Source organism: Pantoea sp. X-Soil-TKNS-1211, assembly GCF_059730495.1.
Map to the genome: position 1 here is coordinate 1,777,669 of NZ_AP035953.1, position 11,969 is coordinate 1,789,637.

At 55.8% G+C, this 11,969-nt stretch carries 10 protein-coding genes; 4 read left to right on the forward strand and 6 right to left on the reverse strand.

Annotation, left to right across the window (positions count from 1 at the left end):
* Positions 1–46: 46 nt before the first annotated feature.
* Positions 47–3,490 carry a transcription-repair coupling factor gene (gene mfd, locus AC6I8W_RS08530; RefSeq protein ID WP_497837778.1) on the reverse strand — a complete coding sequence of 1,148 codons (3,444 nt, stop codon included), beginning with the start codon at positions 3,488–3,490 and terminating at the stop codon, positions 47–49.
* Between the two features lie 94 nt (positions 3,491–3,584).
* Positions 3,585–3,794, reverse strand: a complete 210-nt coding sequence (locus tag AC6I8W_RS08535; protein ID WP_497837779.1) for a hypothetical protein — start codon at positions 3,792–3,794, stop codon at positions 3,585–3,587.
* A 229-nt stretch (positions 3,795–4,023) separates the two neighbouring features.
* On the opposite strand from AC6I8W_RS08535, the gene lolC reads away from it, so the two are divergent.
* Genes lolC through cobB form a run of 4 tightly spaced genes read left to right on the forward strand, consistent with a single transcriptional unit; the run spans position 4,024 to position 8,046 of the window.
* Positions 4,024–5,223 carry a lipoprotein-releasing ABC transporter permease subunit LolC gene (gene lolC, locus AC6I8W_RS08540; protein WP_497837780.1) on the forward strand — a complete coding sequence of 400 codons (1,200 nt, stop codon included), beginning with the start codon at positions 4,024–4,026 and terminating at the stop codon, positions 5,221–5,223.
* Complete coding sequence (lolD, locus tag AC6I8W_RS08545) at positions 5,216–5,917, forward strand: lipoprotein-releasing ABC transporter ATP-binding protein LolD (protein ID WP_497837781.1); 702 nt, start codon at positions 5,216–5,218, stop codon at positions 5,915–5,917. The genes lolC and lolD overlap by 8 nt, the downstream gene beginning before the upstream one ends.
* Complete coding sequence (gene lolE / locus AC6I8W_RS08550; RefSeq protein WP_497837782.1) at positions 5,917–7,161, forward strand: lipoprotein-releasing ABC transporter permease subunit LolE; 1,245 nt, start codon at positions 5,917–5,919, stop codon at positions 7,159–7,161. The genes lolD and lolE overlap by 1 nt, the downstream gene beginning before the upstream one ends.
* Positions 7,162–7,212: 51 nt before the next feature.
* A complete protein-coding gene (cobB, locus tag AC6I8W_RS08555; protein ID WP_497837783.1) occupies positions 7,213–8,046 on the forward strand; it encodes a Sir2 family NAD+-dependent deacetylase in 834 nt (277 codons plus the stop codon).
* An 82-nt stretch (positions 8,047–8,128) separates the two neighbouring features.
* Here cobB and potD read toward each other — a convergent pair whose 3' ends face one another.
* The 4 genes from potD to potA are packed head-to-tail and all read right to left on the reverse strand — an operon-like array spanning position 8,129 to position 11,912.
* On the reverse strand, positions 8,129–9,172 hold the full coding sequence (potD, locus tag AC6I8W_RS08560; protein WP_497837784.1) for a spermidine/putrescine ABC transporter substrate-binding protein PotD: 1,044 nt from the start codon (positions 9,170–9,172) through the stop codon (positions 8,129–8,131).
* Positions 9,173–9,182: 10 nt separating this feature from the next.
* Positions 9,183–9,956, reverse strand: a complete 774-nt coding sequence (gene potC / locus AC6I8W_RS08565; RefSeq protein WP_497838135.1) for a spermidine/putrescine ABC transporter permease PotC — start codon at positions 9,954–9,956, stop codon at positions 9,183–9,185.
* Entirely contained in the window at positions 9,953–10,804 is an 852-nt protein-coding gene (gene potB / locus AC6I8W_RS08570) for a spermidine/putrescine ABC transporter permease PotB (RefSeq protein WP_497838136.1), read from the reverse strand. The genes potC and potB overlap by 4 nt, the downstream gene beginning before the upstream one ends.
* A complete protein-coding gene (gene potA, locus AC6I8W_RS08575) occupies positions 10,797–11,912 on the reverse strand; it encodes a spermidine/putrescine ABC transporter ATP-binding protein PotA (RefSeq protein WP_497837785.1) in 1,116 nt (371 codons plus the stop codon). Before potA ends, potB begins: the two co-directional genes overlap by 8 nt.
* Positions 11,913–11,969: the final 57 nt, after the last annotated feature.

Here is an 11,969-nt window from a genome sequence, read left to right on the forward strand (position 1 = left end):
TAATTTTGTTTATGCTGGCGCGCATTGCTGCGCACCAGCAAAATCATTACACCCGATTCTTTACCAGGTCGCTGACGAAGTTCTGCACCCACGTCATACGGGCTTTGCGCTCGGCTAAGTCACGGGTGAATTTCAGGCGGGTCGGGCCATCCAGCTTCCATTGTTTCGGATCTTTTTGTAGCAGGCCAATCAACCAGCCAGGATCGACGTGATTCTGTGGGGCGAACTCAAAGAAACCGCCTTTTTCGCTGGCTTCAACTCGGCGCACGCCCAGCTGACGTGCCACTAAACGCAAGGCCGCGATATCCAACAGGTTACGTGCCGCATCGGGTAGCGTACCAAAGCGGTCGATCATCTCTACCTTCAGCTCGGCAAGTTCGGCGTCATCGTTGGCGCTGGCGATGCGTTTATACAGTGACAGACGGGTGTTCACATCCGGGATAAAATCATCCGGCAGCAGCGCAGGCATACGTAGCTCGATTTCCGTCTGGTTGTTGGTGAGATCTTCCAGCGACGGTTCGCGTCCGGCTTTCAGGGCATCAACGGCACTTTCCAGCAGCTCCATATACAGGGTGAAACCGATGGTTTCCATCTGACCGCTCTGATCCTCACCCAGCAATTCACCGGCTCCACGAATCTCCAGATCGTGCGTCGCCAGCGCAAAACCAGCACCCAAATCTTCCAGCGAGGCGATGGCTTCCAGCCGCTTCTGCGCGTCAGTGGTCATGGCTTTCGGATGTGGCGTCAGCAACCAGGCGTAAGCCTGATGATGGGAACGGCCAACACGACCGCGCAGCTGGTGCAGCTGTGCCAGACCAAAATGGTCAGCACGTTCGATAATAATGGTATTGGCGCTCGGCACGTCGATACCGGTTTCGATGATGGTGGTACACACCAGCACGTTAAAGCGCTGGTGGTGGAAATCGTTCATCACTCGTTCCAGATCACGCTCGCGCATCTGCCCGTGACCAATGGCGATACGGGCTTCCGGCACCAGTTCCGCCAGACGCTGAGCCGCTTTTTCAATGTTTTCCACATCGTTGAACAGGTAGTAAACCTGGCCGCCGCGCAGCACTTCACGCAGAATCGCCTCGCGGACCACCAGGCTGTCGTACTCGCGTACAAAGGTTTTTACCGCCAGACGGCGTGCTGGTGGCGTGGCGATAATCGACAAATCACGCATGCCGCTCATCGCCATATTCAGGGTACGCGGGATCGGTGTAGCAGTCAGGGTCAGAATATCGACATCGGAACGCATCGCCTTGATACGCTCCTTATGGCGCACGCCAAAGCGATGTTCTTCATCGACGATTAACAACCCGAGATCGTGCCACTTCAGGTCACTCATCAACAGCTTGTGCGTACCAATCAGAATATCGACTTTACCCGCTGACGCCTGTTCGAGGATCTGGTTTTGTTCTTTCGCGCTGCGGAAGCGCGACAGCATCTCAATGCGTATCGGCCAGTTGGCGAAGCGATCGCGGAAATTATCGTAATGCTGCTGTGCCAGCAGGGTAGTGGGCACCAGCACCGCCACTTGTTTGCCGTTCTCCACGGCGAGAAATGCGGCGCGCATTGCCACTTCGGTTTTACCAAAGCCCACGTCACCACATACCAGGCGATCCATTGCCAGCGGCTGGCACATATCGCTGAGTACGGCGTTAATCGCCTGGGCCTGGTCCGGCGTGGTTTCAAACGGGAAGCCTTCACAGAACAATTGATATTGATCGCGGTCGTGCTTAAAGGCGAAACCAGTTTTAGCGGCGCGCTGGGCGTAGATATCCAGCAGCTCTGCCGCGACGTCGCGCACTTTTTCTGCTGCTTTCTGCCGCGCGCGTGACCAGGCATCGCTGCCTAGCTTGTGCAGCGGTGCGTTCTCATCGGCCCCCCCGGCGTAACGGCTGATGAGATGCAGCGACGATACCGGCACATAAAGTTTGGCATCGCCGGCGTAGGAGAGCATCAGATATTCGGCTTCGATGCCCCCGGCTTCAAGGGTGGTCAGGCCGATATAGCGCCCCACGCCGTGTTCCAGATGCACCACCGGCTGGCCGGGATGGAGTTCGGCCAGGTTGCGGATCAAGACATCCGGGTTGATGGTACGGCGATTATCCTGACGACGACGGCTGACACGTTCGCCCAGCAAATCGCTTTCGCAGATAAAGGCCAGTTGCCGTTCGCTATCGATAAAACCGCGCTCGCTGGCACCGATCATCAGGCTGTGCGGTTGTGCGCTGGCGTCTGTCAGGCGGGTGATCGGCAATGGACGCAATTTGATGCGTGCCAGCAGCTCCTGCAAACTTTCGCGGCGGCCTTCGCTTTCCACCGAGAACACCACCGGGCCGTTGAACTGCTCAAGAAACTGACGCAGCAGATCGAGCGGCGCTTTGGCCTGGGCCTGCACCGTCAATTCCGGCAGCGCTTGATAGCCGAGGTTGGTATTGGCGGCTTTGTCAGAGAGGGTTTCGCTGCTTAACTGGATACGGGGCCAGGCCTTCAGCTCGCTGAACAGCGTATCCGGACGCAGCCACAGCGCCACCGGCTCGAGCAGCGGGCGCATCGGGTCAATCCGGCGATTTTCAAACCGGGCATTGACGTCCTGCCAGAAGCGCTGGGCGCTGCTTTCCAGGTCGCCGCTGTTGAGAATCAAGGTGTTGGCAGGCAGATAGCTGAACAACGTCGGCAGCGCCTGTTCGAAAAACAGCGGTTGCCAGTATTCAATCCCGGCGGGCAGAGTGCCTTTGCTCACCTGCTGATAAACGTGTTCCGCTTCGCGGCGCACATCAAAGGTCTCGCGCCAGCGGCTACGGAACTGTTCAATGGCGGCTTTATCGGTCGGGAATTCGTGAGCCGGCAACAGGTTGATGGCGTCGACCGCTTCCAGCGTGCGCTGACTGTCAACATCAAACAGACGCAGGCTGTCGATCTCATCATCAAAGAAGTCAATACGATAGGGTTGGTCGCTGCCCATCGGGAACAGGTCGAGCAGTGCGCCGCGTGTGGCGTATTCGCCGTGTTCCATCACCTGATCGACGTGGCGATAACCGGCCTGTTCCAGTTGGTCGCGCAGGGCATCACGCGAGAGCTGCTGCCCTTTGCGCATCACCAGCGCGTGACCGTGTAAAAAGCTGTGCGGGCAAACGCGCTGCATCAGCGTATTCACCGGCATAATCAGCATGCCCTGGGTTAGGGTCGGCAATTGATACAGGGTAGACAGACGGGCGGAGATAATGTCCTGATGCGGTGAGAAGCTGTCGTAGGGCAGCGTTTCCCAGTCGGCGAGGTTACTGACCGGCAAATCGGTGAACTGGCGAATCTCCTCTTGCAAACGCAGGGCAGATTGCATATCCGGGGTAATCATCAGCACCGGACCCTGATGACGTTCGGTGATGCTGGCACACTCAACCGCCTGTGCGGCTCCCACCAGTTGACCGAGCTGACGATGGTCACCGGCTTTGGCTGGCAGGGTATAACGACTCTGTTCGGACATGGGGTCTCGACATTCTCTCCTTTTATTCCAGGGCGTCATCATTCCATAATCCGCCCTGAGGATCACCTGCCGCAGTGCTTTTTTCCCGCTTCCGTTACTTAATCGATTGCTGTGTATAGTGCATACGCGGTCGGTCGACGTTAGCCCAGGAGAGTTCCTGTTCCAGATGGTAGCTGTGGTTGCCGTCGTCCCACTTCACGTAATAACCGGTTGGCGCATCTCCCTGTTCAAAAACGTTAACAATCTCGCCTTTAATCTCTCCCGATTTGTGTTTTACGATACTGCCTTTGGGAAACTTGAGCATATGTTGTACTCCCCAATCAACATGACTACACCGTTAAGTTTACCCCAGCGAGTGCTCACTAAACGTACAATTAACGTCATTATTTTGTCACTTTTTTGTGCAATGGCGCGCAGGGTGACGTATTTTGACGCAACTTTGCCGCAGACTCAGAGGGTTAGAGGTTTCATAAAGCAGGCGGCTCCTTTATCATCCCTCTACTTATTTTCAGGCTATTGCCAAGACGGATCTCATGTATCAACCAGTCGCGTTATTCATTGGCCTGCGCTACATGCGTGGACGTGCCTCAGACCGCTTTGGTCGCTTTGTCTCCTGGCTCTCAACCATTGGCATCACGCTGGGCGTGCTGGCGCTGGTCACGGTGCTGTCGGTGATGAACGGCTTTGAGCGCGAGCTGGAGGGCAACATCCTTGGCCTGATGCCGCAAGCGCTGGTGACCAGTGACAAAGGCAGCATCAATCCGCAACAGCTCACGCCGCAAAGCCTTAATTTGCAGGGCGTTACCCGTGTTGCACCGCTGACCACCGCCGATGTGGTGCTGCAAAGCGCCCACAATGTGTCGGTCGGGGTGATGCTCGGCATTAACCCGGATGAAAAAGATCCCTTAACCCCGTATCTGGTCAACACCCCGCAGAGCGTGCTGCAAGCCGGGCAATACAACGTGATCCTCGGCGAGCAGTTGGCCGGGCAGCTTGGCGTCAAACGTGGCGATCAGTTGCGTCTGATGGTGCCGTCGGTCAGTCAATTTACCCCGGTGGGCCGCGTGCCGAGCCAGCGTATCTTTACCGTGGCGGGCACCTACGCTGCCAATAGTGAGGTGGATGGCTACCAGATCCTGGTCAATCAACAGGATGCTTCCCGAGTGATGCGCTATCCACTCGGCAACATTACCGGCTGGCGTCTGTGGCTGGACAAACCGCTCAATGTGGATGCGCTCAGCCAGCAGAAACTGGCGGATGGCCTGGTATGGAAAGACTGGCGCGAACGCAAAGGCGACCTGTTCCAGGCGGTGCGGATGGAGAAAAATATGATGGGGCTGCTACTCAGCCTGATCATCGCCGTTGCAGCGTTTAACATCATTACTTCGCTCGGTCTGCTGATCATGGAAAAGCAGGGTGAAGTGGCGATTCTGCAAACCCAGGGCTTAACCCGTCGCCAGATTGTGGCGGTGTTTATGGTGCAGGGTGCCAGTGCGGGCATTATTGGTGCGCTGCTGGGTACGCTGCTGGGCGTGCTGCTCGCCAGCCAACTGAACCATTTGCTGCCAGTGATTGGCCTGTTCCTCGATGGCGCTGCCTTGCCGGTGGACATCAACGTCTGGCAGGTGATTACCATTGCGCTGGTGTCGATGGCCGTGGCGCTGCTTTCTACTTTTTATCCGTCATGGCGCGCTGCCGCCGTGCAACCCGCTGAGGCCTTACGTTATGAGTAACACCCCTTTGTTGCAGTGTCGTGACCTGTGTAAACGCTATCAGGAAGGCAGCGTGCAGACCGATGTGCTGCGCAACGTGGCTTTCAGCCTGCAACCCGGTGAACTGACGGCGATTGTCGGCAGCTCCGGTTCCGGGAAGAGTACTTTGCTGCATCTGCTGGGCGGTCTGGATGCGCCAACCTCTGGCGATGTGATTTTCGATGGAAAATCGCTTAATGCGATGTCTTCTTCGGCCAAAGCGGAACTGCGCAACCGCGAATTGGGCTTTATCTATCAGTTCCACCATCTGTTGCCCGACTTCACTGCGCTGGAGAACGTGGCGATGCCGCTGCTGATTGGCAAAGCCGCCAAAGGTGAAGCGGAAACACGCGCCCGCGAGATGCTGGCGGCGGTGGGGCTGGAGAAACGTGCTGCGCACCGTCCCTCTGAATTGTCCGGTGGTGAGCGGCAGCGTGTGGCGATTGCCCGTGCGCTGGTTAATCGCCCGCGTCTGGTGATGGCAGATGAGCCAACCGGTAACCTTGACGCCCGTAATGCGGATGCCATCTTTGAGCTGCTGGGGGAACTGAATACCCGCCAGGGCACCGCGTTTCTGGTGGTGACGCACGATTTACAGCTGGCGAAACGTCTCAGTCGTCAGATGGAGATGCGCGACGGCCAGTTGAGCGAACATTTAACGCTGGGAGCGCAGTAATGACGCCTTCGTTATCCCTGCTGCTGGGGCTGCGTTTCAGCCGTGGCCGTCGGCGTGGCGGCATGGTGTCGCTGATCTCGATTATCTCAACCGTCGGCATTGCGCTGGGTGTAGCGGTGCTGATCATCGGTCTGAGTGCGATGAACGGCTTCGAACGTGAACTGAACAACCGCATTCTGGCAGTGGTGCCGCACGGTGAAATCGAGCCGGTAAATCAGCCGTTCCGCAACTGGCAGCCGATGATTGCCCCGATTGAACAGGTGCCGGGCATTGCCGCCGCTGCCCCTTACGTCAATTTTACCGGGCTGATTGAGAGCGGCGCGAAGTTACAGGCGTTGCAGGTCAAAGGGGTGGATCCGCAGCAGGAACCACGGCTGAGTGCGCTGCCGCGTTTTGTCGCGGGTGACGCCTGGTCACAGTTTGCTGCCGGAAAACAGCAGATCATCCTCGGTGGCGGGATCGCGAAGTCGCTGAACGTGAAGCAGGGGGACTGGATCACCATCATGATCCCCAACAACGACGGCGAAAATAAGCTGTTGCAACCGAAACGCATTCGCTTGCAGGTGAGCGGTATTCTGCAACTGAGCGGGATGTTGGATCACAGCCTGGCGCTGGTGCCGCTGGCCGATGCGCAGAACTATCTGGATATGGGCGACAGCGTCAGCGGTATCGCGCTGAAGATGAACGACCCGTTTAAAGCGCAGAAGCTGGTGCGTGACGCCGGTGAAGTGACGCATTCATACGTCTATATTCGCAGTTGGATCGGGACTTACGGTTATATGTACCGTGATATCCAAATGATCCGCGCCATTATGTACCTGGCGATGGTGCTGGTGATTGGTGTGGCCTGCTTCAACATCGTCTCGACGCTGGTGATGGCGGTGAAGGACAAAAGCAGTGATATCGCGGTGCTGCGCACTCTCGGCGCAAAGGATAGGCTGATTCGCGCCATCTTTATCTGGTACGGGTTACTGGCCGGGCTGTTGGGCAGCGTCAGCGGGGTAGTGGTTGGCGTGCTGGTGGCGTTGAATCTGACGCCGATTATGCGCGGGCTGGAGCATCTTACCGGTCATCAACTGCTGGCCGGGGACATCTACTTTATCGACTTCCTGCCGTCGGAGCTGCACTGGCTGGATGTGATTTCCGTGCTGGCCACGGCTATAATTCTGAGCCTGCTCGCCAGTTGGTATCCGGCGCGGCGCGCCAGCCGTATCGATCCGGCCCGTGTGCTGAGCGGGCAATAACCGCAACAGGCGCAGCGGCGATAGCGTGGCTGCGCAGATTAAGGAGCCTTTATGCGCACACCTCGTCGCCGCTTACGACTCTCCCGCTATAAAAAAATGCGTCGTAAAGTGCACCAGCGCTTTCGTCAGCGTATTTTTGAACGCGATCGTCAAGCCGAACTGGCCGCGCATCCCTTACCCCATGTGGTGGTGTTGACCGGGGCGGGAATCTCTGCGGAATCAGGTATTCGTACCTTTCGTGCGGCAGATGGTCTGTGGGAAGAACATCGGGTGGAAGATGTTGCCACGCCGGAGGGATTTCACCGCGATCCTGCGCTGGTGCAGACCTTTTACAATACGCGTCGGCGTCAGCTGCAACAACCGGATATCCAGCCCAATGCAGCGCATCTGGCACTGGCAGAAATGGAGCAGGTGCTGGGAGATAACTTCCTGCTGGTGACGCAGAATATTGATGATTTGCACGAACGCGCCGGTAGTCAGCGCGTGTTGCATATGCATGGTGAGTTGCTGAAGGTGCGTTGTGTCAGCAGCGGCCAGGTCATTGACTGGCGCGACGATATCACGCCGGACGATCGCTGCACCTGCTGTCAGTTCCCGGCACAATTGCGTCCACATGTGGTGTGGTTTGGCGAGATGCCGCTGGGAATGGAAGAGATTTACCAGGCACTGGACAGTGCCAACCTGTTTATCGCTATTGGTACGTCGGGTCACGTCTATCCGGCGGCCGGTTTTGTCCATGAGGCGAAATTGCAGGGGGCGCATACCGTGGAACTGAATCTGGAACCCAGCCAGGTCGGTAACGAGTTCTCCGAAGGTCAGTATGGTCTGGCAAGCGAAGTGGTGCCCGCGTTTGTGCACACTTTCCTGCGTGGGTTGTATAAATGACATAAATTTGCGCGATAAATCGCGCCGCTACAAATACGTGCAGGTTGCGTAGCGGCGCGATTTATCGTGTGTGCTGGCTGCTTTACCGTCCCGCCTTCAGTTTCTGGAACAACGTCTCGTACTGCACGCTGGCATCGCCGACATCATTCTGCCACTCGCCGTGGTTAATCACTTCTGCGGAAGGGTACAGCGACGGATCGTCCGCCACCGCTTTTGGCAGCAACTTCTTCGCCGCCAGATTCGGCGTCGGATAACCGATGGTTTCTGCCACTTTCGCCGCCACTTCCGGGCGTAGCAGGAAGTTGATCAGCTTCAGCGCACCTTCCTTATTTTTAGCATTCGCCGGGATCGCCAGGTTATCCATCCAGAAAATACCGCCTTCTTTTGGCCAGATGACTTGCAACGGCGTACCTGCCTGACGGGCAACATAAGCGGAACCATTCCAGATCATACCGAGATTCACTTCCCCTTCCATATAGGGATTGCCCGGATTATCCGAGTTGAAGGCCAGCACGTTTGGCATCAACTTTTTCAACTCTTCATAAGCGGCGTCAATCTCTTTGGGATCACGGGTGTTACCTGAATATCCCAGTTTAAGCAGCGCCATCTGGAACACTTCACGCGCATCATCAGTCAGCAGCAAACTCTGCTTATATTCCGGCTTCCATAAATCTGCCCAACTGGTGACGCTTTTCGGGTCAAGGGCCTCGGTGTTGATGCCAATCGCGGTTGCGCCCCAGATATAGGGGATCGAGTAATCATTATTGGGATCAAACGGTTTGTTCAGCAGATTAGGATCAAGGTTATGGAAGTTGCTGAGCTGGGATTTATCAATCTTCTGCAACATCCCTTCATTGCGCATTTTGGCGATAAAGTAGGTGGAGGGCACCACCAGATCGTACGCACCATCTTTCCAGGTTTTTAGTTTGGCATACATGCTTTCGTTGGACTCGTAGGTGGAGTAAATCACCTTGATGCCCGTTTCTTTGGTGAACTGTTCCAGCAGCCCCGGCGGCACATACTCGGTCCAGTTGTAGAAATAGAGCGTGTTGCTGTCGTCAGCCTGTGCGCTCTGCATGCCCAGTGCCAGCGCCCCAGCCGCCAGCCAGTGAGACCATTTGTTCATGGGTTGTCCTCTATTTGGTTTTATCCCGTAATAACAGCTGGCTGGCTGCCACCAGCAGCAGTGACAGCAGCAGCAAAATTGTCGCCAGCGCGTTCACCTCAGGTGAGACGCCGACCTTCACCATCGAATAAATCTTCAACGGTAAAATTTCAAAGGTTGGGCCGGTGACGAAGGAGGAGACCACCACATCGTCCATCGACAGGGTAAAGCTCAACAGCCATCCGGCGGCGACGGCCGGCAGTGCCAGTGGCAGCAAAATCTTGCGCAGAATGGTGATTTCACTGGCACCCAGATCCTTTGCCGCTTCCAGCATGCGTACATCAAAACCTTTCAGGCGCGAATACACGGTGATCACCACAAACGGCAGGCAAAAGGTGATGTGGGAAAACAGCAACGACCAGAAACCGAGCGAGATGCCAAGCAGCATAAATAACACCAGCAGCGAAATCGCCATCACAATGTCGGGTGACATCATCACCACGAACAACATACCGCTGACGAAAGGCTTGCCGCGAAAACGATAACGATATAACGCCACCGCCGTCAGGGAACCGATAATCGTGGCGCAACTGGCGGAGAGCACGCCCATCAGCAGCGAATGTTGCGCCGCCTGTAACAGGCTGTCGTTATTGATCAGCAGCCCGTACCACTGGGTGCTAAATCCCTGCCAGTTGATGCCGAAGCGCGAGGCATTAAACGAATTGACGATCAGAATGATGATCGGAATATAAAACCAGGCATAAACCACGGCCATAAAGCCGCCGCGTAACCAGCGTGCCATTATTGCAGCTCCACTTTGTTATTCAGCAGGCGTGCCGCACGCCAGTAAAACAGCAGCATCAGCCCCATCAGCAGCGTCATCACGATACTGGTGGCAGCACCAAACGGCCAGTCACGGATATTGAGGAACTGGCTTTTAATCACGTTGCCAATCAACAGATTCTTCGCGCCACCCATCAAATCAGAGACGTAGAACAGCCCCATCGCCGGGATCAACACCAGCAGGCATCCGGCGACAATACCGGGCATGGTGAGGGGTAAAATGATGTGGATAAAACGTTGCAGCGTATTTGCGCCCAGATCGCGCGCCGCTTCAAGACAGGATTTGTCCAGTTTTTCCAGGCTGGAATAGAGCGGCAACACCATAAACGGTAACAGGATATAGATCAGCCCGAGGATCACCGCTTGAGGCGTGTACATAATGCGAAAAGGTTGGTCTATCACCCCAAGCCACAGCAAAAACTCGTTCAGCCAACCACGGGTGCTGAGAAAAATTTTCAGGCCATAGATACGGATCAGCGAGTTGGTCCAGAACGGCACGATCAGTAGAAACAGCATCAACGGGCGCAGACGTGCCGGTAACTTCGTCAGAGACCAGGCGAAGGGATAGCCGAGCAGCAGGCAGCACAGCGTGGCAATCACCGCCATATTCAACGAATGCAGCAGCACCTCGGCGTATAACGGGTCGAGCAAACGGCTGTAGTTGCTGAGGGTAAACACCATGCTGACGAAATTCGCATCGTCACGCGTCAGAAAGCTGGTGGCCAGGATCATCAGGTTCGGCAGCAACACAAACAGCGCCAGCCAGCCGACAATCATTGTCACGATGCAGTTTTGCAGGCGATTACGCATCAGTTTCATACGGCAGCACCACCTCCCAGCTTTGCACCCAACTCACCGCCATTTTTTGGTTCAGCGAGTGATCAAAGTCAGGATCGTCTTCATTAAAGAATTCGCTCACCGTTAACAACTTACCGTTTTCCAGTTCAACGGTGGATTCCAGCGTCATGCCTTTGTAGTTGCGTTCGCGAACATAGCCGATCAAATGTTCGCTATGGCTGTCGTCAGCCATCTCTTCCACACGCAAATCTTCCGGGCGCAGCAGAACATGTAATTTATCACCCGGTGCGACCGGGAAAGGGCAGTGGATCTCACATTCCCGGCCTTCCACGCGGGCACGTACGCTGGGAGCGTTATCGTTGTTCAACACTTCGGCATCAAACACGTTGATTTCACCAATAAAGCGGGCGACAAACAGATTGGCGGGTTCCTCGTAAATCTCGCGCGGCGTTCCGTCCTGTTCAATCCGTCCATCACGCATCACTACGATGCGGTCCGACATGGTCAAGGCTTCTTCCTGATCATGGGTGACAAACACAAAGGTGATCCCCAGCTTACGCTGCAACGCTTTCAGTTCGTTTTGCATCTGCTTACGCAGCTTGTAATCCAGTGCTGACAGTGACTCGTCGAGCAGCAAGACTTTTGGGCGATTCACCACCGCACGGGCAATCGCCACGCGCTGCTGTTGCCCACCGGAGAGCTGATGAGGACGGCGCTCGGCAAAACTTTCCAGCTGCACCATCGCCAGTGCCTCATTGACACGCCGGGTGATCTCCGCTGCCGGGGTTTTCTGCATCCGCAGGCCAAAGGCGACGTTCTCAAATACCGACATATGTGGAAACAGCGCATAGCTTTGAAACACCGTGTTGATATGACGCTGTTCTGCGGGCGTGTCGGTGATATCGTTGCCATCAAGGATGATGTGACCGGAATCGGCCTCTTCCAGTCCGGCAATCAGGCGCAGGATAGTGGTTTTGCCGCAGCCGGAAGGGCCGAGCAGGGTGATAAATTCGCCGTGACGGATAGTCAGCTGAAAGTCGGAGATGATGGATTTTCCATCGAAAGCTTTACTGATGCCAGAAAGCGTAACCAGCGCCTGTTGTGCGCGTGTTTGCGTCATTTTAGTCACTCAGTCTGAAAATAATCTGATTACAGCATAGTCGCTTGCAACGACCAG

What these genes read in the sequence shown, in the direction of transcription:
- mfd (WP_497837778.1), bottom strand. Translation starts at nt 3,490, where the DNA reads ATGTCCGAACAGAGTCGTTATACCCTGCCAGCCAAAGCCGGTGACCAT.
- AC6I8W_RS08535 (WP_497837779.1), bottom strand. Translation starts at nt 3,794, where the DNA reads ATGCTCAAGTTTCCCAAAGGCAGTATCGTAAAACACAAATCGGGAGAG.
- lolC (WP_497837780.1), top strand. Translation starts at nt 4,024, where the DNA reads ATGTATCAACCAGTCGCGTTATTCATTGGCCTGCGCTACATGCGTGGA.
- lolD (WP_497837781.1), top strand. Translation starts at nt 5,216, where the DNA reads ATGAGTAACACCCCTTTGTTGCAGTGTCGTGACCTGTGTAAACGCTAT.
- lolE (WP_497837782.1), top strand. Translation starts at nt 5,917, where the DNA reads ATGACGCCTTCGTTATCCCTGCTGCTGGGGCTGCGTTTCAGCCGTGGC.
- cobB (WP_497837783.1), top strand. Translation starts at nt 7,213, where the DNA reads ATGCGCACACCTCGTCGCCGCTTACGACTCTCCCGCTATAAAAAAATG.
- potD (WP_497837784.1), bottom strand. Translation starts at nt 9,172, where the DNA reads ATGAACAAATGGTCTCACTGGCTGGCGGCTGGGGCGCTGGCACTGGGC.
- potB (WP_497838136.1), bottom strand. Translation starts at nt 10,804, where the DNA reads ATGCGTAATCGCCTGCAAAACTGCATCGTGACAATGATTGTCGGCTGG.
- potA (WP_497837785.1), bottom strand. Translation starts at nt 11,912, where the DNA reads ATGACGCAAACACGCGCACAACAGGCGCTGGTTACGCTTTCTGGCATC.